The sequence below is a fragment of the Winslowiella toletana genome, assembly GCF_032164335.1.
Taxonomy (GTDB): Bacteria; Pseudomonadota; Gammaproteobacteria; order Enterobacterales; family Enterobacteriaceae; genus Erwinia; species Erwinia toletana_A.
Map to the genome: position 1 here is coordinate 4,878,658 of NZ_CP134152.1, position 21,293 is coordinate 4,899,950.

Sequence of the window (21,293 nt, forward strand, 5' to 3'; positions counted from 1 at the left end):
GGCGGCATTTCGCCGCCCATAAAAAAATGCTAAATCTCGACCTGCGTCCCCAGTTCAATCACCCGGTTAGGCGGAATCTCAAACTGATCCGGCGCTCGCAGCGCATTGCGTTGCAGGGCGAGGAACAGTTTGCCGCGCAAACGCAAATACCATGGACGATCACCGATAATCAGCGACTCATGTGACATAAAGAACGACGTTTCCATCATCCTGCAGCTCAGCCCTTCCAGCCCGCAACGGTGGAAAATCTCTTCGACATTTGGCGTTTCACGCCAGCCGTAGCTTGCCACCACCCGCCAGAAGGTCGGCGAAAGCTGTTCAATCGTTACACGGCGAATATTGTGCACGTATGGCGCATCTTCGTTACGTAACGTCAGTAACACCACCCTTTCGTGCAACACCTTGTTATGCTTGAGATTATGTAACATGGCAAACGGAATCACATTCAGCGCACGCGACATATACACTGCGGTGCCCGGCACGCGCACCGGTGGTGATTTTTCCAGCGAGGCAATCAACGCTTCCAGTGAATTTCCATGCTCATGCATCCGACGCAGCAGGCGGAAGCGCTCGCTTTTCCAGGTGGTCATAATCACAAACATCACCAGTGCCAGGCAGAGCGGCAACCAGCCGCCGGAGAAAATTTTCACCAGGTTGGCCGTGAACAGTGGCACATCAATGCACAGCATCGCCACCAGGATCAGCCCCACAACATAACGGTTCCAGTGCCAGTTTTTGATCGCCACCGTACAGCTGAGAATGGAGGTCAGTACCATGGTGCCGGTCACCGCAATACCATAAGCCGCCGCCAGGTTGCTGGAGTGCTCAAAGCTGATAATTACAATCACTACGGCAAAGAACAGCAGCCAGTTAATCACCGGAATATAGATCTGGCCGGATTCGTTCTCAGAAGTGTGAATAATACGCATCGGCGGCAGATAGCCTAAACGAACCGCCTGGCGCGTCAGTGAGAACACCCCGGAAATCACCGCCTGCGAGGCAATCACCGTTGCCAGCGTCGCGAGAATCAGCATCGGGATCAGCGCCCATTCGGGAGCCAGCAGGAAAAAGGGATTTTTAATCGCCTCAGGATGCTTCAGCAGCAACGCGCCCTGACCAAAGTAGTTCAGCGCCAGCGACGGCACCACCACGGTAAACCACGCCAGGCGGATCGGGAATTTGCCGAAGTGGCCCATATCGGCATACAGCGCTTCCACCCCGGTGATCGCCAGTACCACTGCGCCAAGAGCAAAAAACGAAACCTGTTTATATTCAACAAAGAAGTGAATCGCCCATGAGGGATTCAGCGCCTGCAACACCTCGGGATTACCGAGAATTCCGCGTACACCCAGAACCGCCAGCACGATAAACCACAGCAGCATCACCGGAGCGAACAGCTTACCGACAATGCCGGTGCCGTGTTTCTGGATCACAAACAGCAGCGTCAGTACCGCAATCGACAGCGGCACGATATAGGGATCAAGTGAAGGCGCCGCGATTTCCAGCCCTTCAATCGCCGACATCACCGAAATTGCCGGGGTGATCACCACCTCGCCATAGAAAAAACTGCCGCCAATCAGCCCGATAATCACCAGAAATGCGGTAGCCCGGCCACCGGTATTACGGCCCGCCAGCGACATAAGGGTCAAAATCCCCCCTTCACCGGCGTTATCGGCACGCATCACATAGCTGAGATACTTCAGTGAAACCACCAGCACCAGCAGCCAGAAAATCAGCGAGAGAAAACCAAATACCGCATCGCGTTCAACGCCAAATCCAAACTGGCCGGACAGGCATTCACGCAAGGTATACAGCGGACTGGTACCAATATCGCCATACACAACACCAATCGCCGCCAGCGTTACGGCACCAAGGGACTGCTTCTTGTCAGAACTCATAGTTTCATCTTTTGTTGAAGCGGAGTGACGCGGGAATGCGCACGGCCCAAACCATCAAAAACCGCACAGTATGCACGAAATACCATAAAAACCTACCTCTGGTATCAGTCTTTAAATTTCAAATAATGTGCATCTTCACCCTTTCACGATAAAAAAGCTGACTGCTATCAATTCTTTCAAGCATGATAGCCAGTAGTGTTTGCACTCGTCTTAAAGACGACGCACAGCCCGGACATAAAGGATGATTTACTGATTATGGCTCAACCTCATTTACTGGCAGAGAGAATTTCACGCCTCAGCAATGCGTTAGAGAAAGGATTGTATGAGCGTCACCACGCCATACGTCTCTGCCTGCTGGCCGCATTAAGCGGTGAAAGTGTGTTTCTGCTCGGGCCGCCCGGCATTGCCAAAAGCCTGATTGCCCGCCGGCTAAAATACGCCTTTCAGCATGCCCGCGCCTTCGAATATCTGATGACGCGCTTTTCCACTCCGGAAGAAGTGTTTGGTCCGCTGTCGATTCAGGCACTGAAAGATGAAGGACGCTACCAGCGTCTGACTAAAGGCTATCTGCCCGATGCTGAAATTGTCTTTCTTGATGAGATCTGGAAGGCCGGACCGGCAATCCTCAACACGCTGTTAACCGCAATAAACGAACGACGTTTCCGTAACGGCGACAAAGAAGATGCCATCCCGATGCGTCTGCTGGTCACCGCATCTAACGAATTGCCGGAAGCGGACAGCGGCCTGGAAGCGCTGTACGACCGCATGCTGATTCGCCTGTGGCTGGATAACGTGCACGAAAAACAGAACTTCCGCAGCATGCTGACCCACCAGCAGGATGAAAACGCCAACCCGGTGGCCGAAAACCTCTGCATCAGCGATGAGGAATACCGCGAATGGCTGCAAGGTATCAGCCAGGTGTCGCTGCCTGACAATGTGTTTGAGTTGATCTATCAGCTACGTCAGCAGCTGGAAAACCTGCCGGATGCACCTTACATCTCCGACCGTCGCTGGAAAAAAGCGATTCATCTGTTGCAGGCCTGCGCTTTTTACAGCGGACGTAACTCGATTGCCCCTATCGATCTGATTTTGCTGAAAGACTGTCTGTGGCATGACGTTGAATCAATGAAATTACTCGATCGCGAAATCGATACGCTGATCACGCAATATGCCTGGCAGCAGCAGCCGCTACTGATCAAATTACAGCAAATTGCCGCCCGCCGACTGGCGTTGCAACAGCAGCAAAGTATTGAGCAGGCGATCAAACTGGAAAAACACGGCGGTATGTTCAGCCGCAAGCCACACTACGAGCTACCCGCCACGCTCAGCGACGATCAGTTAACCCTGATGCTGCAAAAACCGCTGATGCTGCACGATATGCAAGTCACCCACGTGGTTATCGCCCGAGAAGCGCTGCATCACTGGTTGCAAAAATCGGGTGAGATTCGCGGCAAACTCAACGGTATCGGCTTTGCCCAGACGCTGGATATGCAGGTGGATGGTAATGACTGCCTGACACTGCGCGACGTCAGTCTGCAAGCCTCCCGCCTGATGCTGCCCGGTAAACAACAGACCGCGATGCCGGAAGAAATCGCGCAAGCGCTGGATGAGCTGGATAACCAGCTGCGCGGACAGCGCACGCTGTTCAGCCAGCATCAGCGCTGCCTGTTTATCAGCGACGACTGGTTGGCGCGCATCGAAACCAGCCTGCAGGACGTGGCGGAACAGCTGAAACAGGCGCGTAAATGATCTCGCTGGAGACGCTCAGCACCCTGCTGTCGATCGGTGAAGGTGAACTGATTGAAGAGCTAATCCTGGTTCTGCTGGCGTCGCCACAGCTGGCGCTGTTTTTCGAAAAATTTCCACGGATGAAAAAAGCGCTGCTGCGCGATCTGCCGCGCTGGAAGGCAGAGATTCTGGAAAACCTGAAAACCACGCCGGTGCCGGAAGCGCTGGCGAAAGAGTTCGCGCTGTTTCAGCAGTATCAGACCTTCAGTAACTCAATTTTCAGCCAGCAGCTGGCAGCACTGCTGGCGGAACTGGACAGCTTACAGTCTCCCTTTACCGAACAGGCGAATGAACTGATTTCCCACAGTGAAATCGGTAATCTCAGCCAGGCGCAGCACACGCTGTTTTTACAACGCTGGCGCTTAAACCTCACCCTGCAAACCCTGACGCTGAATCAGCAACTGCTGGAACAGGAGCGCGAGAAACTGCTGGCGGAGCTGCAACAGCGGCTGGCGATCAGCGGCCAGCTGGCTCCGGTACTGGCGGATGATGATGAAGCCGCCGCCGGGCGTTTATGGGATATGAGCGCCAGCAAGTTGCAGTACGGTGACTATAAACTGATCGTGCAATATGGTGACTTTCTCGCTCAGCAGCCGGAATTATTGAAGCTGGCCGAACAGCTGGGCCGCAGCCGTGAAGCCAAATCGGTGCCGTCGCAGGATGCTCCAATGGAAACCTTTCATCAGCTGGTGCATCAGCCTGATAACGTGCCGGAAGAGGTCAGCGGCCTGCATCAGAGTGACGACGTGCTGCGTCTGCTGCCACCGGAGCTGGCGACGCTCGGCATCAGCGAACTGGAGATCGAGTTTTATCGTCGGCTGGTAGAAAAACGCCTGATGACTTATCGCCTGCAGGGCGATGCCTGGCATGAAAAAATTACCCAGCGTCCGGTCACCCACCAGCAGCATGAAGATCAGCCGCGTGGGCCGTTTATCGTTTGTGTCGATACCTCCGGCTCAATGGGTGGATTTAATGAGCGTTGTGCTAAAGCGTTCTGCCTGGCGCTGTTGAAGGTGGCGCTGGCCGATAAACGCCGCTGCTACATAATGCTGTTTGCCCACGACGTGGTGGGCTATGAACTGACCGGCGATGATGGCATCGCGCAGGCGATTCGTTTTCTCAGTCAGCGCTTTCGCGGCGGTACCGATCTGGCGGCGTGCCTCGACGCCGTGGTTAAACGAATGGAAGGCAGCATCTGGCAGGAAGCCGATGCGGTGATAGTGTCAGACTTTATCGCCCAGCGATTGCCGGATACGCTAATCAAAACCATTAAACAGCGGCAGGTACAGCAGCAACAGCGCTTCCATGCGGTAGCGATGTCAGCCCATGGCAAGCCGGGTATTCTGCGTATTTTCGATCATATCTGGCGTTTCGATACCGGGCTGAAGAGCCGCCTGCTGCGCCGCTGGAAACGTTAAGAAACATTCCGGCAAAGCTTATTTGCTATAGTCATAAATTATCCTTGTGCCAGTTGGCAGCCCGGGAGCAAAAAGTGACTCAGCAACAACACAACAACAATGCAGGCTTACCGTTACCCACCCGCACATTACTTTTGAGCGGCAGCAATCCCGAACAGAAGCGTCAGGAGATCCTTGATTACTTCAGCCAGACCTGGCAGCTGTATGAGGATCTTTTCGACTGCCTCGCCGATCGGCGCGCCTGGTTTACTAAAGCAATCTCATTACGCCATCCGTTAATCTTCTATTTTGGCCATACCGCCACCTTTTACATCAATAAACTGATGGCCGGTCAGTACCTTAATCAGCGTGTTGATGACGGTATCGAAGCGATGATGGCGATCGGCGTCGACGAAATGAGCTGGGACGATCTTGATACCAGCCACTATCAGTGGCCGTCAGTGGAAGAGCTGCGCGACTATCGCGGTAAAGTCAAAACCACGGTCAGCGAATTTATCAAAACCATGCCGCTCACTTTGCCAATAGACTGGAACAGCCCGGCGTGGGTGATTTTAATGGGCATCGAACACGAGCGAATCCATCTGGAAACCTCCAGCGTGCTGATACGTCAGCTGCCGGTGGAATGGGTCACGCCGCAGCCACACTGGCCGGTGTGCCAGCAGGCACGCCATAATCGCCACGAAGTGCCGCAAAACAGTCTGCTGTCGGTAGCGGCGGGTTCGGTTACCCAAGGTAAGCGCGATGATACCTACGGCTGGGATAACGAGTACGGCACGCTGCACAGTGAAGTCAACGCGTTTAAAGCCAGTCAGATGCTGGTCAGTAATGCTGAATTTTTTGAATTTATCGCTGCTGGCGGTTATCTGCAGCAGCAGTGGTGGGATGACGAAGGCTGGCGCTGGCGTGAGTTTGCCACGGCGGATAAACCCACTTTCTGGGTCGGTGATATTACGCAACCCGATCGGCTAAAACTGCGCCTGATGACTGAAGAAGTGGCAATGCCATGGGACTGGCCAGCTGAAGTTAACCAGCTGGAAGCCGCGGCGTTTTGCCGCTGGAAGGCCGGTGAAACCGGCAAATCCATTCAGCTGCCCAGCGAAGCGGAATGGTATCTGCTGCGTGAGCAACTGGCAGGCGATCAGCCGGACTGGCAACAGGCACCGGGCAATATCAATCTTGAGTACTGGGCCTCATCCTGCCCGGTGGATTGTTTTGCCCAGGGTGAATTCTTCGACCTGATTGGTAATGTCTGGCAATGGACCACCACGCCGACTAACGGTCTGGAAGGCTTTAAAGTCCATCCGCTTTACGACGACTTCTCGACGCCAACCTTTGATGGTAAACACTCACTGATTAAAGGTGGCAGCTGGATTTCTACCGGCAACGAAGCGCTGAAGTCATCACGTTATGCCTTCCGTCGCCATTTCTTCCAGCACGCCGGTTTCCGCTACGTGGTTTCCTCGCATCAGGAAAAAATGACGCTGAATCCTTATGAAACCGACAGCATGGTGTCGCAGTACCTCGATTTTCAGTACGGTCCGCAATACTTTGGCGTAGAGAACTATGGCAAAGCGCTGGTGGATATTGCCTGTCAGCTGACCGACAAACGCGGCCGGGCGTTGGATATTGGCTGCGCTACCGGCCGCGCCAGCTTCGAACTGGCTCGTCACTTCGATCAGGTCGTCGGCATGGATTACTCAGCGCGCTTTATCGACGTGGCGTTACAGCTCACCAGCGGAGAAGATTTCCGTTACGTCACTCAGGAAGAGGGTGAACTGGTGGAATACCGTCAGGTTCGGTTAAAAGATTTCGATCTCGGCGCTGAGCAGGCTGCCCGCATTCAGTTTGTGCAGGGCGATGCCTGCAATCTTAAGCCGCAGCCGGATCATTACGATCTGGTACTGGCATCCAATCTGATCGACCGCCTGCGCCAGCCTGCACGTTTTCTGCAGGACGTCACCACCATGCTGCGTTCCGGTGGGGTGCTAATGCTGTCATCGCCTTACACCTGGCTGGAAGAGTTCACGCCGAAAGAGAACTGGCTGGGCGGCATTCGCGAAAACGGTGAGGCGCTCACCACTTATCAGGCGCTGCAACGCCTGCTGGCCGCTGATTTTGAAGAAATCGCCCCGGCGCAGGATGTACCGTTTGTTATTCGTGAAACCGCACGTAAATACCAGCACAGCGTGGCGCAGCTAAGCGTCTGGCGTAAACGTTAATCCCCCGGTCACGGCCTGCAACTGCGGGCTGTGATCCCTTCCCCTTCGCGACAGCAACTAACCTGTGATTAAATGGCCGCTAATTCATTAACGGGCCTTTGTGTCACCCTCACCGGAGTAGAACGTGGCGGACAATCTGCAAATAGACAACCTCGATCGCGGCATTCTCAATGCGCTGATGGATAATGCGCGTTCTGCCTATGCCGAGCTGGCAAAACAATTTAACGTCAGTCCAGGCACTATCCACGTGCGGGTAGAGAAGATGAAGCAGGCGGGAATTATCAAAGGCACGCGGCTGGAGATCGACCCTAAGCATCTGGGATACGACGTCTGCTGCTTTATTGGCATCATCCTGAAAAGCGCTAAGGATTATCCGTCCGCGCTGGCCCGGCTGGAGAGTCTTGATGAAGTGGTGGAAGCCTACTATACCACCGGCCACTACAGCATCTTTATTAAGGTGATGTGCCGGTCAATTGATGCACTGCAACAGGTGTTGATCAATAAGATCCAGACCATCGATGAGATACAGTCCACCGAAACCCTGATCTCGTTGCAAAACCCAATTATGCGCACCATTAAGCCGTGATCTGTGGATAAAGTTATTCACTAAAAATAAACCCGGTGACCGAGTGACCGGTCACCATTATTCAGCAGCTTTATAATTATTTAACTGGATTCCACAGCGCCTGAACAGCAGCCGGACTCCAGTGCTGCATCGCTGAGTGTGCCTGCAGGCAGCGATATTCTTTGCCCTGATATTTTACCGTATCGCCTGCTTTATAATTCACGCCGACTTGCCACTCCTTAACAGACGGATCCGTTGGGTCTACTGGCTCCACTGGGTCGACAGGGATAACCGGGTCAACGGGTTCAACAGGAACAACGGGGTCGATGGGATCAATTACTTCCTGCGGAATTTTTGCCTCTACCGTATTACTGGCCGGTGAAACATTGCCGGCCGCGTCTACCGCCATAACGTAGTAGCTGTATTCAACCTCTGGTTGCGCCGTACGATCCAGCCAGCCGGTCGTGGTGGTCACATCAACACGGATGCTATTTCGATAGATCCAGTAACCAGTGACGCCGACATTATCTTCTGAACGCTGCCAGCTGAGACGAATATTCTCACCCTGCACACTGGCATTCAGATCCGCTGGCGCAGAAGGCGCAATATCGTCCTCTCCAGGTTTGCCCGGCTCACCCATCGCATTATCCGCTGCGGTTTTCATTTCGTTGATATAATCGACCTGATCTTCCATATTCATCTGCTCAGTGCTGGCACCAAGCGTCCAGACAAAGAAGCCGCCATAATTGTTTTCCGCCTGCCATTCAGCACGCGCAATATTATTCTGCCTGCTTTCAACAAAGTTACCTTCCGCGGCCCATTGTTTATTGATAGTGGCACCAACAACAATTTTAGACGCATCGCCAACTGCTCTGGCATAGTTTGCCATGGCAACTTTATATCTGAAGTTACGACCAGCGTCATAAGTCATGACATTGAAAAAGTCGTAAACATCCTTACTTTTTGCTAACAGTGATAAGACTTCACCGTGGTGCGAAGAGCGTTTATCTTCAACGTAAGAACAATCCTTCTCGACAGTATTATTCATACATTCGACAGGATCGGCCCCCACATGATAAGTCGTTAAGCTCAATAGTTTTTTAGAATCAGGCCCCAACAGTTCACGCACACGCTGCGACAACTTCAACAGGTTATCATTCTCTTCCTCGGTCAGACGTGCCTCTTTCTCGAAATCAAAATCGATTCCGTCCAGATAGACCGTTCCTGCACGCTGATAAGCCCCCATATTACAGGAGCCGTCCCAGTTCTGGGACTGACACTCCCCAACCAGCTCTTCAGGCTTGAGATTTTTTTTATACACCGGGAACGGCGTGTTCAGTTTCTTCACCAGCCCTTTTGCTACTTTTTCCCGGCCAGCTTCGCTATTAAGATGAGACCAGATTTCTTCATAAGTCTGACCGCCAAAAGCGATCATCATTTTCTTTTGCGGCTGTGCCAGTTTAACCTGAGTCCAGGTTGAATAAGCAACAGGCATCCAGTACCCATCATAAGCAGGAACCGAGGCGATATTATCGGAGGTTTCGATATTACCTTCACTATCCCATTTACCGAATGATAATAAGAAAGTATCAACCTTAGAGCTTTTAATAACATCGGCGTCATCATTATGAAGACCCCACGATGTTAAATAACTGATAGTACGATTTTGTTCTGATGCCGATACAGTTTGAGCAAACAGAGTCACACCAATAATCAGAGAAAAAGGTATCTTTTTCATAATATATCCAGATGATAAACAATAATAATGTCTGAATATCATACTGAGTTTTGACTGAAGAATTTTCTGTTAATAAATAAGAAGCCTGGAAAAAAATTAAAATACGCAATTAAAATAAGAGCTAATCAAACTATCTTAATAACGTCACGTTTAACCTGGGTTGAAATCTGAAAGAGGGAAAAGTGATAGATCTCGCTGCAATATCCTTACTTTTCCACAGGTAGATCACAGCGTGATCACAGCGTACAATGCTCTCCTTTATTGTTCAGGGATCGCATCATGGCCGACATTACCTTAATCAGTGGCAGCACCTTAGGCAGCGCAGAGTACGTTGCTGAGCATCTGGCAGAAAAGCTGGAAGAGGCAGGCTTTACTACCGAGACCTTTCACGGCCCGGAATTAGAAGAACTGCCACAGCAAGGTGTCTGGCTGGTCGTGACGTCAACCCATGGTGCAGGCGACTTGCCTGACAATCTGCAATCGCTGTTTGATGAGATAACTGAACAGCAGCCCGATCTGTCAGCGCTGCGTTATGGTGCCGTTGGAATTGGCAATCGCGAATACGATCTGTTTTGTGGTGCTATAGATAAGATGGACAGCTTATTAACTGCACGGGGTGCAAAACGAATCGGTGATCGTCTGGATATCGACGTGATGGAACATGAGATCCCTGAAGATCCGGCAGAGGTATGGGTAGAGAGCTGGAAATCGCTGGTTTAATCATCAGGAAGAGGTTCGACTGAGCCTCTTTTTACCGCAGCAGAGACTTTTTTTTACCGGATCCGCGTTTTTTTATACTTATTTTGTGCAATTTAACCGCGATCGTTTGTGGATAACTACTGTATTGACCCCCTAATAACCGGTTGTTATCCCAAGAACAAAGCTGGTCACTCCTTGAGCCTGTGTATAACCTGCCATTTAGATCCCAGCTTATACTGAAAAGGATCACCGATCATTCACAGCATTGGATCCTCACTAATTGGTTGATCGCCTTGATCAAAAAACGCTTATCCACAGAGATCGTCGATCCTAATAAGAGATCTAATAAAGAGATCCTTAAATAAAAAAGATCTTTCTTTTTAAACCCTGACGATCCCGGTGCTTTCGCCATCGGCTAAAGTTGAGTAGAATCCACGGCCCAGGGAAATCTCCCTGACCGTCCAATCGCGAGGTGCAGTACCATGTTCTATCCAGATCCTTTTGACGTCATCGTAATCGGTGGTGGTCATGCGGGAACAGAAGCCGCGATGGCTGCTGCCCGAATGGGTCAACAAACCCTGTTGTTAACCCACAACATCGACACGCTGGGGCAAATGTCCTGTAATCCGGCGATCGGTGGCATCGGTAAGGGACATCTGGTTAAAGAAGTGGATGCACTGGGTGGCCTGATGGCAACCGCAATCGATCAGGCAGGCATTCAGTTTAGGATACTAAACGCCAGCAAAGGCCCGGCGGTGCGTGCAACCCGTGCCCAGGCTGACCGCGTGCTGTATCGCCAGGCGGTTCGCACCGCGCTGGAAAACCAGCCTAATCTGATGATCTTCCAGCAGGCAGTAGAAGATCTGATTGTCGAAAACGATCGGGTGGTCGGCGCTGTGACCCAAATGGGTCTGAAATTCCGTGCGAAAGCCGTAGTGCTGACGGTCGGCACTTTCCTCGACGGAAAAATTCATATCGGACTGGATAACTACAGCGGTGGCCGTGCTGGCGATCCGCCATCCATTCCGCTGGCACGCCGTCTGCGTGAGTTACCGCTGCGCGTTAGCCGCCTGAAAACCGGTACTCCACCGCGTATCGACGCGCGTACTATCGATTTCAGCGTACTGGCACCGCAACACGGTGATAATCCCATGCCGGTATTCTCGTTTATGGGCAATGTGTCTCAGCATCCACAACAAGTGCCTTGCTACATCACCTATACCAACGAAAAAACCCATGACGTGATCCGTAATAACCTCGATCGCAGCCCGATGTATGCTGGTGTTATCGAAGGAATTGGCCCACGTTACTGTCCGTCGATCGAAGATAAAGTGATGCGCTTTGCCGATCGTAACGCGCACCAGATTTTCCTTGAGCCTGAAGGCTTAACCAGCAACGAGATCTATCCGAACGGCATCTCCACCAGTCTGCCATTTGACGTCCAGATGCAGATCGTCCGGTCAATGCAGGGCATGGAAAACGCGCGTATTGTCCGTCCCGGTTATGCGATCGAGTATGATTTCTTCGATCCGCGCGATCTGAAACCGACGCTGGAAAGTAAATATATCAACGGTTTGTTCTTTGCCGGTCAGATCAACGGTACTACCGGTTACGAAGAGGCTGCGGCTCAGGGACTGCTGGCCGGTCTGAATGCTGGTCGTCTCTCCGCCGACAAAGAGAGCTGGGCGCCGCGTCGCGATCAGGCATACCTTGGCGTGCTGGTGGACGATCTTTGCACCCTTGGTACAAAAGAACCGTACCGCATGTTCACTTCACGTGCCGAATATCGTCTGATGCTACGTGAAGACAACGCCGATCTACGTCTGACGGAAGCCGGTCGCGAGCTCGGCCTGGTCGATGATGCCCGTTGGGCGCGTTATAACCAGAAACTCGAGAGCATCGAACTGGAGCGTCAGCGTCTGCGTGATATCTGGGTACATCCGAAATCAGCCAGCGTCGATGAGATTAACAGCGTGCTGAGCGCCGGTCTGACCAAGGAAGCCAGTGGTGAAGATTTACTGCGCCGTCCGGAAATGACTTACGAAAAACTGATGAGCCTGAGCCTGTTTGCACCGGCACTGAGCGATGCTCAGGCTGCCGAACAGGTTGAGATTCAGGTGAAGTATGAAGGTTACATCGCGCGCCAGCAGGAAGAGATCGATCGCCAGCAGCGCAATGAAAACACGCTGCTGCCTGCGACGCTCGACTATCATCAGGTAACAGGTCTGTCGAACGAAGTGATCGCCAAACTTAACGATCATAAACCAGGTTCGATCGGCCAGGCATCGCGTATTTCTGGTGTCACACCGGCCGCGATCTCGATTCTGCTGATTTATCTCAAGAAACAGGGTCTGTTACGTAAAAGCGCCTGATACTCTGTTATCAACGGGAGCCGTAAGCGGCTCCCCCTGCACCACCCGTTACAGACCACAAAATTTACGGAACCTGCTGTGATTAACCAACTCTCTTCCCTGCTTAAAGCCGCCAACATTTCTCTGTCCGATCAGCAAAAGCAACAGCTGGTGGGCTACGTTGAAATGCTGCACAAGTGGAACAAAGCCTATAACCTGACTTCAGTGCGTGAGCCTGAACAGATGCTGGTGCGCCATATTCTCGACAGCATCGTGGTTGAGCCGCATTTGCAGGGTAGTCGGTTTATTGATGTCGGAACCGGGCCTGGGCTGCCTGGCGTGCCGCTGGCTATCGTGCGTCCTGACGCTCATTTTACCCTGCTGGATAGTCTGGGTAAGCGTGTACGTTTCCTTCGTCAGGTACAGCATGAACTGAAGCTGGAGAACATTGAGCCGGTACAGAGTCGGGTGGAAGAGTTCCCTTCCGAGCCGCCTTTTGATGGCGTGATCAGCCGCGCATTTGCTTCACTCAATGATATGTTGAGCTGGTGTCATCATCTGCCGGGCAAAAACGGCGCATTTTATGCGCTGAAAGGCGTGCTGCCGGCCGATGAAATTGCGGCCCTGCCAGACGGTTTTAGCGTGAAAGAGACCATTCGTCTCAGCGTTCCGCAGCTGGAAGGTGAGCGTCACCTGGTGATTATCAAGGCAAATTAACCCTTTTCATAGTCAGGACATTGCATTGTGCCTTGTTGCACATAATGCGCATGCTGTACAAGAAATCGCCGGTTATGCGTTTTAGGCAGCACGTTTTTGTCAATGATGATGTTTTGTTCAGGTTAAATCGTCAGGCGGAAATTATCGGACATGATTAGTAACATTTAACGTTAATGTCACATTCCATTATCATGCTTATCACTTTTACCGGGTTGTTAAAGTGATTCAATAGTCACGGATGAAAATATATCTTCATTATAAGTTGGCGTGAGTAATGTAATTATTGCCATTAAAAGTTTGCTGACGATGTCAATATAGGCTTTTAATTGATGTTAATTGTCATTTTCACATTAATTTTTAGTATGTGTATGTTTTTTAATGGTTTTATTTTTCATTTTTCCACGAAATCAGTAAAGGTTCAGTATGATATTTCGCCATTACATTACTGATTTGTGATCTGAAGCACGCTTTATGAGCAAGCTATCGCGCTTATTACGGTAAATTTACTTCGGTTTACCGTTCTTTGCGCTTTTGAAAAATAGCCCCTCAGAAAGAAATTTAAATAATTGTTCACCTTTTCTCTACTTATCGATTGAAATCGCAGGTGCGCCCCGTATAATTTGCTCGTTTTTTGCTGCTTGACTCAAATGAGTAAAGGCAGTTTTATACGGCACGGGACATACCCCGAACGGGGCAGGAGAGTTAAGCGTCATGTCAGTGTCTCTTTACAGTGTGAAATTTGCCCGAACCGTGCTGCTTATTCAGCTGGTGACTTTTGTCGTAATCGGATTGCTGTTTACTCTGAAAGATATCACGTGGGGCGCATCTGCTATCGCCGGTGGACTGGCAGCCTGGCTGCCTAACGTGTTTTTTATGATTTTAGCCTGGCGCCTTCAGGCGCAATCACCCGCGAAAGGCCGTGTTGCCTGGAGCTTCGTCATCGGCGAAGTGTTGAAGGTGTTTGCCACGATTATTCTCATTATCGTGGCGCTGGGTGTGTTCGGCGCGGTATTTATGCCGCTCGGGCTGACGTGGTTATCGGTGCTGGTTGTGCAGATACTGGCACCGGCTGTAATTAACAACAAAGGGTAAGAGGCATCATGGCTGCAGGAGAAATCTCTACTCCGCAAGATTACATAGGTCACCACCTGAATAACCTTCAGCTGGACCTGCGTACTTTCGAGTTAGTGAACCCGCACGACGCGCCCGCGTCTTTCTGGGTATTAAATATCGATTCCATGTTTTTCTCCGTGGTGCTGGGCCTGCTGTTCCTGGTACTGTTCCGTAAAGTGGCGAAAGCAGCCACCAGCGGCGTTCCGGGGAAATTCCAGACGGCTATTGAACTGGTGGTAGGTTTTGTCGACGGTAACGTTCGCGACATGTACCACGGTAAAAGCAAGCTTATCGCTCCGCTGGCCCTGACGATTTTCGTCTGGGTGTTCCTGATGAACTTCATGGATCTGCTGCCTATCGACCTGCTGCCGTATATCGGTGAGCATGTGTTCGGTCTGCCAGCACTGCGCGTTGTCCCTACAGCTGACGTTAACGTCACCCTGTCGATGGCACTGGGCGTATTTATTTTGATTCTGTTCTACAGCATCAAGATGAAAGGCATCGGCGGCTTTACAAAAGAGCTGACCCTGCAACCCTTTAATCACCCGATCTTCATCCCTATCAACCTGATTCTTGAAGGTGTGAGCCTGCTGTCCAAACCGGTTTCTCTTGGTCTGCGACTGTTCGGCAACATGTATGCGGGTGAATTGATTTTTATCCTGATTGCCGGTCTGCTGCCGTGGTGGTCACAGTGGGTTCTGAGTGTGCCTTGGGCCATTTTCCACATCCTGATCATTTCGCTGCAGGCTTTCATTTTCATGGTCTTAACGATTGTCTATCTGTCGATGGCATCTGAAGAACATTGATTTTTTCTCAACACTACTGCGTTATAACTGAAACAAACTGGAGACTGTCATGGAAAACCTGAATATGGATCTGCTGTACATGGCTGCCGCTGTGATGATGGGCCTGGCGGCAATCGGTGCTGCGATCGGTATCGGCATCCTCGGAGGTAAATTCCTGGAAGGCGCTGCGCGTCAACCGGATCTGATTCCTCTGCTGCGTACGCAGTTCTTTGTTGTCATGGGTCTGGTGGATGCAATCCCGATGATCGCTGTTGGTCTGGGTCTGTACGTGATGTTTGCTGTCGCGTAGTAACAGATTGTTCATCGGCAACACGGTAAATGTTGAGCGATGAACGGATTCTGCAGGTTGTCTATGATGACGGCAGATAAAGTTAACTTAACAAGAGGCATTGTGCTGTGAACCTTAACGCAACAATCCTCGGCCAGGCTATCGCGTTCGTCCTGTTTGTCCTGTTCTGCATGAAGTACGTATGGCCGCCGATTATGGCTGCCATCGAAAAGCGCCAGAAAGAAATTGCTGAAGGCCTTGCTTCCGCTGAACGTGCCAAAAAAGATTTGGATCTCGCGCAGGCTAATGCGACCGACCAGCTGAAAAAAGCGAAAGAAGAAGCTCAGGTAATCATTGAACAGGCTAATAAGCGCCGTTCACAGATCCTGGACGAAGCTAAAGCTGAGGCTGAGCAGGAACGTAGCAAGATCGTGAACCAAGCGCAGGCAGAAATTGATGCTGAGCGTAAACGTGCACGTGAAGAGTTGCGTAAGCAAGTCGCGATGCTGGCTGTTGCCGGCGCCGAGAAGATCATTGAACGTTCCGTGGATGAAGCTGCTAACAGCGACATCGTAGATAAACTGGTCGCTGAACTGTAAGGAGGGAGGGGCTGATGTCTGAATTTGTAACTGTAGCTCGCCCCTACGCCAAAGCAGCTTTTGACTTTGCTGTTGAGCATCAAAGTGTCGATCGCTGGCAGCAGATGCTGGCGTTTGCCGCTGAAGTGGCAAGCAATGAACAGATGACAGAACTTCTCTCCGGCGCATTGGCGCCGGAAGCTACGTCTGCATCTTTCAATGCAATCTGTGGTGATCAACTCGATGACGCAGGCCAGAACCTGATTAAGGTGATGGCAGAAAACGGACGTTTACAAGCGCTCCCGGATGTTCTGGCTCAGTATATTCAACTGCGTGCCGCATATGATGCGACCGCTGAAGTTGAAGTCATCTCCGCCAGCACTCTGAGTGACGAACAGCTGAGTAAAATCAGCACCGCGATGGAAAAACGTCTGTCACGCAAAGTTAAGCTGAAATGCAAAATTGATAAGTCTGTAATGGCAGGCGTTATCATCCGCTCGGGTGATATGGTGATTGATGGCAGCGTACGCGGCCGTCTTGAGCGTCTGGCAGACGTCTTGCAGTCTTAAGGGGACTGGAGCATATGCAACTGAATTCCACCGAAATCAGCGAACTGATCAAGCAGCGCATTGCTCAGTTCAATGTCGTGAGTGAAGCTCACAACGAAGGTACTATTGTTTCTGTAAGTGACGGTATCATCCGCGTACACGGCCTGGCCGATGTGATGCAGGGTGAGATGATTGCCCTGCCGGGTAACCGTTACGCTATCGCACTGAACCTCGAGCGCGACTCGGTAGGTGCAGTAGTTATGGGCCCATACTCTGACCTCGCCGAAGGCATGAAAGTTAAGTGTACTGGCCGTATTCTGGAAGTTCCTGTCGGTCGTGGCCTGCTGGGCCGCGTGGTGAACACCCTGGGTGCACCAATCGATGGCAAAGGCGCCATTGATAACGACGGCTTCTCGCCAATCGAAGTGATTGCACCAGGCGTTATCGAGCGCCAGGGTGTTGACCAGCCTGTACAGACTGGTTACAAATCCGTCGATGCAATGATTCCAATCGGCCGTGGCCAGCGTGAGCTGATCATCGGTGACCGTCAGACCGGTAAAACCGCGATGGCGATCGATGCGATCATCAACCAGCGTGATTCCGGTATTAAATGCGTGTACGTGGCTATCGGCCAGAAAGCGTCCACCATTTCTAACGTGGTTCGTAAGCTGGAAGAACACAACGCGCTGGCTAACACCATCGTTGTGGTTGCTACCGCATCAGAATCTGCTGCACTGCAGTACCTGGCACCGTATGCCGGTTGTGCAATGGGCGAATATTTCCGTGACCGCGGTGAAGATGCGCTGATCGTATACGATGACCTGTCTAAACAGGCTGTTGCTTACCGTCAGGTTTCCCTGCTGCTGCGTCGTCCACCGGGTCGTGAAGCATTCCCTGGTGACGTGTTCTACCTCCACTCCCGTCTGCTGGAGCGTGCATCACGCGTTAACGCTGAGTACGTTGAAGCATTCACCAAAGGTGAAGTGAAAGGTAAAACCGGTTCTCTGACTGCTCTGCCAATCATTGAAACCCAGGCGGGTGACGTTTCTGCGTTCGTTCCAACCAACGTAATCTCGATTACCGATGGTCAGATCTTCCTGGAAACTAACCTGTTTAACTCCGGTATTCGTCCGGCAGTTAACCCGGGTATCTCGGTATCGCGTGTTGGTGGTGCTGCTCAGACCAAGATCATCAAGAAACTGTCCGGTGGTATCCGTACCGCTCTGGCACAGTATCGTGAACTGGCGGCGTTCTCTCAGTTCGCTTCCGATCTGGATGAAGCAACCCGTAAACAGCTGAGCCATGGTCAGAAAGTGACCGAGCTGCTGAAGCAGAAACAGTATGCACCAATGTCTGTTGCACAGCAGGGTCTGGTACTGTTCGCTGCTGAGCGTGGCTTCCTGAATGACGTCGAACTGGCGAAAATCGGTAGCTTCGAAGCAGCGCTGCTGGCTTACGCGGATCGCGATCACGTCGAGCTGATGGCTGAAATCAACCAGTCGGGTAACTATAACAACGAAATCGAAGAGAAGCTGAAAGGCCTCCTCGAAACGTTCAAAGCAACCCAGTCCTGGTAACGTCTGGCGGCTTGTCCTTTTAGGGCAGGCCGCAAGGCTTTGAGGAGAAGCTTATGGCCGGCGCAAAAGAGATACGTAGTAAGATCGGAAGCGTCCAGAATACGCAAAAGATCACCAAAGCGATGGAAATGGTCGCCGCCTCCAAAATGCGTAAATCGCAGGAACGCATGGCAGCCAGCCGTCCTTATGCAGAGACTATGCGCACAGTGATTGGTCACATTGCGCTTGGTAATCTGGAGTACAAGCACCCTTACCTCGAGGAGCGCGACGTTAAGCGCGTCGGCTACCTGGTCGTTTCTACCGACCGCGGGCTTTGTGGTGGTTTGAACATTAACCTGTTCAAAAAATTGCTGGCTGATATGAAAGCCTGGTCTGATAAAGGCGTCGAGAGCGATCTGGCGATTATCGGTTCCAAAGGTCTGTCATTCTTCAGCTCTGTAGGGACTAAAGTGGTTGCTCAGGTCAGCGGTATGGGAGATAAACCTTCCGTATCTGAACTGATTGGCCCGGTAAAAGTCATGCTGCAGGCTTACGATGAAGGCCGCTTAGATAAGCTGTTTATCGTCAGCAACAAATTTGTCAACACCATGTCTCAGTCTCCTCAGATCACTCAGCTGCTGCCATTACCACCGGCAGAAGACGAAGAAGATCTGAAGAAAAAGACCTGGGATTACCTGTATGAGCCGGATCCGAAAGGGCTGCTGGATACTTTACTGCGTCGCTATGTAGAGTCTCAGGTTTACCAGGGTGTTGTAGAAAACCTGGCCAGCGAGCAGGCCGCGCGTATGGTGGCGATGAAAGCTGCAACCGATAACGGCGGTAACCTGATCAAAGAGCTGCAGTTGGTATACAACAAAGCTCGTCAGGCCAGCATCACCCAGGAACTTACCGAGATTGTCTCGGGGGCCTCCGCGGTTTAACCAGGTATACCCAAGTAGCTGAAGTGGCAGCAGAGCTATAAAATTGATGAAAGTCAGCGAGTTACGCCGCTGTCACTTAAGTGAAGCTGGGTATAAACGAATTAGGTAGAGGATTCAAGATGGCTACTGGAAAGATTGTCCAGGTTATCGGCGCCGTGGTGGACGTCGAGTTCCCTCAGGACGCAGTACCACAAGTGTACAGCGCCCTTGAGGTTCAAAATGGTGATGCTCGTCTGGTGCTGGAAGTTCAGCAGCAGCTGGGTGGTGGCGTGGTTCGTACCATCGCCATGGGTTCCTCAGACGGCCTGAAGCGCGGTCTGGCAACGGTTGACCTTGAGCACCCAATCGAAGTACCAGTAGGTACTGCAACACTCGGCCGTATCATGAACGTGCTGGGTGAGCCGATCGATATGAAAGGCGACATCGGTGAAGAAGAGCGTTGGGCTATTCACCGTCCGGCTCCTTCCTATGAAGAGCTGTCCAGCTCTCAGGAACTGCTGGAAACCGGTATCAAAGTAATCGACCTGATGTGTCCGTTCGCTAAGGGCGGTAAAGTCGGTCTGTTCGGTGGTGCGGGTGTTGGTAAAACCGTAAACATGATGGAGCTGATCCGTAACATCGCGATCGAGCACTCAGGTTTCTCGGTATTTGCTGGTGTGGGCGAGCGTACCCGTGAAGGTAACGACTTCTACCACGAAATGACCGATTCCAACGTTATCGATAAAGTTTCCCTGGTGTATGGCCAGATGAACGAGCCGCCGGGTAACCGTCTGCGCGTTGCACTGACCGGCCTGACCATGGCTGAGAAATTCCGTGACGAAGGTCGTGACGTTCTGCTGTTCGTCGACAACATCTATCGTTACACCCTGGCCGGTACAGAAGTATCTGCACTGCTGGGTCGTATGCCATCTGCAGTAGGTTACCAGCCGACTCTGGCAGAAGAGATGGGCGTGCTTCAGGAGCGTATTACCTCCACGAAGACCGGTTCCATCACTTCCGTTCAGGCGGTTTACGTTCCTGCGGATGACTTGACTGACCCATCTCCAGCCACCACCTTTGCGCACCTTGACGCAACCGTGGTACTGAGCCGTCAGATCGCTTCTCTGGGTATCTACCCGGCAGTTGACCCGCTGGACTCCACCAGCCGTCAGCTGGATCCGCTGGTTGTTGGTCAGGAACACTACGACACCGCACGTGGCGTACAGTCCCTGCTGCAGCGTTATCAGGAACTGAAAGACATCATCGCCATCCTCGGTATGGATGAGCTGTCAGAAGACGACAAACTGGTGGTAGCACGCTCTCGTAAGATGCAGCGCTTCCTGTCCCAGCCGTTCTTCGTGGCAGAAGTCTTCACCGGTTCTCCAGGTAAGTATGTGTCGCTGAAAGACACCATCCGTGGCTTTAAAGGCATCATGGAAGGTGAATTCGACCATCTGCCAGAGCAGGCTTTCTACATGGTGGGTTCCATCGAAGAAGCCGTGGAAAAAGCGAAGAAACTGTAATAACAGTTTCCCAGGAGGTTAGATATGGCTATGACTTATCATCTGGATGTGGTCAGCGCAGAGGAAAAAATGTTCTCTGGTCTGGTACAAAAAATCCAGGTGTCAGGTAGCGAAGGTGAACTGGGTATTTTCCCGGGACACGCCCCGCTGCTCACCGCCATTAAGCCTGGTATGATTCGTATCGTTAAACAGAACGGCGAAGAAGAGGTGATTTACCTCTCCGGCGGCGTACTGGAAGTGCAGCCAGGCTCGACTACCGTGCTGGCTGACACGGCGATTCGCGGAACAGATCTCGACGAAGCGCGAGCGCTGGAAGCGAAACGCAAAGCGGAAGAGCATATGAACAGCTCTCACGGCGATGTCGACTACGCTCAGGCATCGGCTGAACTGGCCAAAGCGATCGCCAAACTGCGCGTTATCGAATTGACCAAGAAAGCGATGTAACCCAGGCTTTATGTCTTAAGATGCCAGTCAGTTTTCTGACTGGCATTTTTTTTATCTGCTTCCGGCGACTTAGCGGGTTACTTTCAGTTAGCCAGCTAATTTCGTTGCGAGAAAAATGTAGTAATCTAATCCCTAAACCGCTTT

18 protein-coding genes are annotated in these 21,293 nt (G+C 51.7%); 16 read left to right on the plus strand and 2 right to left on the minus strand.

Features of this window, described 5'->3' with window-relative positions; genetic code table 11:
• Window positions 1-29 precede the first annotated feature (29 nt).
• Window positions 30-1,898: a low affinity potassium transporter Kup gene (kup, locus tag RIN69_RS22180; RefSeq protein ID WP_313854653.1), complete on the minus strand. Its 1,869-nt coding sequence runs from the start codon at window positions 1,896-1,898 to the stop codon at window positions 30-32.
• Between the two features lie 255 nt (window positions 1,899-2,153).
• Here kup and ravA point away from each other — a divergent pair, with 255 nt between their 5' ends.
• The 4 genes from ravA to asnC all read left to right on the plus strand — a co-directional run bounded on the left by ravA (window position 2,154) and on the right by asnC (window position 7,909).
• The gene (gene ravA / locus RIN69_RS22185; RefSeq protein WP_313854654.1) at window positions 2,154-3,647 is read left to right on the plus strand and encodes an ATPase RavA; all 1,494 of its coding nucleotides are present in this window, start codon (window positions 2,154-2,156) and stop codon (window positions 3,645-3,647) included.
• Window positions 3,644-5,104, plus strand: a complete 1,461-nt coding sequence (gene viaA, locus RIN69_RS22190) for an ATPase RavA stimulator ViaA (protein WP_313854655.1) — start codon at window positions 3,644-3,646, stop codon at window positions 5,102-5,104. Before ravA ends, viaA begins: the two co-directional genes overlap by 4 nt.
• A 74-nt stretch (window positions 5,105-5,178) precedes the next feature.
• Window positions 5,179-7,323 carry a 5-histidylcysteine sulfoxide synthase gene (gene ovoA / locus RIN69_RS22195; RefSeq protein ID WP_313854656.1) on the plus strand — a complete coding sequence of 715 codons (2,145 nt, stop codon included), beginning with the start codon at window positions 5,179-5,181 and terminating at the stop codon, window positions 7,321-7,323.
• Between the two features lie 124 nt (window positions 7,324-7,447).
• Window positions 7,448-7,909 (plus strand): transcriptional regulator AsnC, encoded by a 462-nt coding sequence (gene asnC / locus RIN69_RS22200; protein ID WP_313854657.1) that lies wholly within the window; start codon window positions 7,448-7,450, stop codon window positions 7,907-7,909.
• 76 nt (window positions 7,910-7,985) lie between these two features.
• On the opposite strand, the gene RIN69_RS22205 is transcribed toward asnC, so the two are convergent.
• Window positions 7,986-9,626, minus strand: a complete 1,641-nt coding sequence (locus tag RIN69_RS22205) for a glycosyl hydrolase family 18 protein (protein WP_313854658.1) — start codon at window positions 9,624-9,626, stop codon at window positions 7,986-7,988.
• Window positions 9,627-9,905: 279 nt separating this feature from the next.
• Here RIN69_RS22205 and mioC point away from each other — a divergent pair, with 279 nt between their 5' ends.
• From mioC to RIN69_RS22265, 12 genes are all read left to right on the plus strand, one after another.
• Window positions 9,906-10,346: an FMN-binding protein MioC gene (gene mioC, locus RIN69_RS22210; protein WP_313854659.1), complete on the plus strand. Its 441-nt coding sequence runs from the start codon at window positions 9,906-9,908 to the stop codon at window positions 10,344-10,346.
• A gap of 461 nt (window positions 10,347-10,807) precedes the next feature.
• Window positions 10,808-12,697 (plus strand): tRNA uridine-5-carboxymethylaminomethyl(34) synthesis enzyme MnmG, encoded by a 1,890-nt coding sequence (gene mnmG / locus RIN69_RS22215; protein WP_313854660.1) that lies wholly within the window; start codon window positions 10,808-10,810, stop codon window positions 12,695-12,697.
• A 78-nt stretch (window positions 12,698-12,775) separates the two neighbouring features.
• The gene (gene rsmG / locus RIN69_RS22220) at window positions 12,776-13,393 is read left to right on the plus strand and encodes a 16S rRNA (guanine(527)-N(7))-methyltransferase RsmG (RefSeq protein ID WP_313854662.1); all 618 of its coding nucleotides are present in this window, start codon (window positions 12,776-12,778) and stop codon (window positions 13,391-13,393) included.
• A gap of 711 nt (window positions 13,394-14,104) precedes the next feature.
• Window positions 14,105-14,485 carry a F0F1 ATP synthase subunit I gene (gene atpI / locus RIN69_RS22225; RefSeq protein ID WP_313854663.1) on the plus strand — a complete coding sequence of 127 codons (381 nt, stop codon included), beginning with the start codon at window positions 14,105-14,107 and terminating at the stop codon, window positions 14,483-14,485.
• An 8-nt stretch (window positions 14,486-14,493) separates the two neighbouring features.
• Window positions 14,494-15,312 (plus strand): F0F1 ATP synthase subunit A, encoded by an 819-nt coding sequence (gene atpB / locus RIN69_RS22230; RefSeq protein WP_313854664.1) that lies wholly within the window; start codon window positions 14,494-14,496, stop codon window positions 15,310-15,312.
• Window positions 15,313-15,361: 49 nt separating this feature from the next.
• On the plus strand, window positions 15,362-15,601 hold the full coding sequence (gene atpE, locus RIN69_RS22235) for a F0F1 ATP synthase subunit C (protein WP_003849523.1): 240 nt from the start codon (window positions 15,362-15,364) through the stop codon (window positions 15,599-15,601).
• A gap of 107 nt (window positions 15,602-15,708) precedes the next feature.
• Window positions 15,709-16,179: a F0F1 ATP synthase subunit B gene (atpF, locus tag RIN69_RS22240; protein ID WP_313854665.1), complete on the plus strand. Its 471-nt coding sequence runs from the start codon at window positions 15,709-15,711 to the stop codon at window positions 16,177-16,179.
• A gap of 14 nt (window positions 16,180-16,193) precedes the next feature.
• Entirely contained in the window at window positions 16,194-16,727 is a 534-nt protein-coding gene (atpH, locus tag RIN69_RS22245; protein ID WP_313854666.1) for a F0F1 ATP synthase subunit delta, read from the plus strand.
• Window positions 16,728-16,741: 14 nt separating this feature from the next.
• The gene (atpA, locus tag RIN69_RS22250) at window positions 16,742-18,283 is read left to right on the plus strand and encodes a F0F1 ATP synthase subunit alpha (protein WP_313854667.1); all 1,542 of its coding nucleotides are present in this window, start codon (window positions 16,742-16,744) and stop codon (window positions 18,281-18,283) included.
• 53 nt (window positions 18,284-18,336) lie between these two features.
• A complete protein-coding gene (atpG, locus tag RIN69_RS22255; RefSeq protein ID WP_313854669.1) occupies window positions 18,337-19,203 on the plus strand; it encodes a F0F1 ATP synthase subunit gamma in 867 nt (288 codons plus the stop codon).
• A 119-nt stretch (window positions 19,204-19,322) separates the two neighbouring features.
• Window positions 19,323-20,705 carry a F0F1 ATP synthase subunit beta gene (gene atpD / locus RIN69_RS22260; protein WP_313854670.1) on the plus strand — a complete coding sequence of 461 codons (1,383 nt, stop codon included), beginning with the start codon at window positions 19,323-19,325 and terminating at the stop codon, window positions 20,703-20,705.
• Between the two features lie 24 nt (window positions 20,706-20,729).
• Window positions 20,730-21,149, plus strand: a complete 420-nt coding sequence (locus RIN69_RS22265; protein WP_313854671.1) for a F0F1 ATP synthase subunit epsilon — start codon at window positions 20,730-20,732, stop codon at window positions 21,147-21,149.
• Window positions 21,150-21,293 lie beyond the last annotated feature (144 nt).

Excerpts from the sequence above, each read along its gene's own strand:
- kup (WP_313854653.1), bottom strand. The coding sequence starts at position 1,898 with ATGAGTTCTGACAAGAAGCAGTCCCTTGGTGCCGTAACGCTGGCGGCG.
- ravA (WP_313854654.1), top strand. The coding sequence starts at position 2,154 with ATGGCTCAACCTCATTTACTGGCAGAGAGAATTTCACGCCTCAGCAAT.
- RIN69_RS22265 (WP_313854671.1), top strand. The coding sequence starts at position 20,730 with ATGGCTATGACTTATCATCTGGATGTGGTCAGCGCAGAGGAAAAAATG.
- atpI (WP_313854663.1), top strand. The coding sequence starts at position 14,105 with ATGTCAGTGTCTCTTTACAGTGTGAAATTTGCCCGAACCGTGCTGCTT.
- atpD (WP_313854670.1), top strand. The coding sequence starts at position 19,323 with ATGGCTACTGGAAAGATTGTCCAGGTTATCGGCGCCGTGGTGGACGTC.
- RIN69_RS22205 (WP_313854658.1), bottom strand. The coding sequence starts at position 9,626 with ATGAAAAAGATACCTTTTTCTCTGATTATTGGTGTGACTCTGTTTGCT.
- mnmG (WP_313854660.1), top strand. The coding sequence starts at position 10,808 with ATGTTCTATCCAGATCCTTTTGACGTCATCGTAATCGGTGGTGGTCAT.
- atpE (WP_003849523.1), top strand. The coding sequence starts at position 15,362 with ATGGAAAACCTGAATATGGATCTGCTGTACATGGCTGCCGCTGTGATG.
- mioC (WP_313854659.1), top strand. The coding sequence starts at position 9,906 with ATGGCCGACATTACCTTAATCAGTGGCAGCACCTTAGGCAGCGCAGAG.
- atpB (WP_313854664.1), top strand. The coding sequence starts at position 14,494 with ATGGCTGCAGGAGAAATCTCTACTCCGCAAGATTACATAGGTCACCAC.
- atpH (WP_313854666.1), top strand. The coding sequence starts at position 16,194 with ATGTCTGAATTTGTAACTGTAGCTCGCCCCTACGCCAAAGCAGCTTTT.
- viaA (WP_313854655.1), top strand. The coding sequence starts at position 3,644 with ATGATCTCGCTGGAGACGCTCAGCACCCTGCTGTCGATCGGTGAAGGT.
- atpG (WP_313854669.1), top strand. The coding sequence starts at position 18,337 with ATGGCCGGCGCAAAAGAGATACGTAGTAAGATCGGAAGCGTCCAGAAT.
- atpA (WP_313854667.1), top strand. The coding sequence starts at position 16,742 with ATGCAACTGAATTCCACCGAAATCAGCGAACTGATCAAGCAGCGCATT.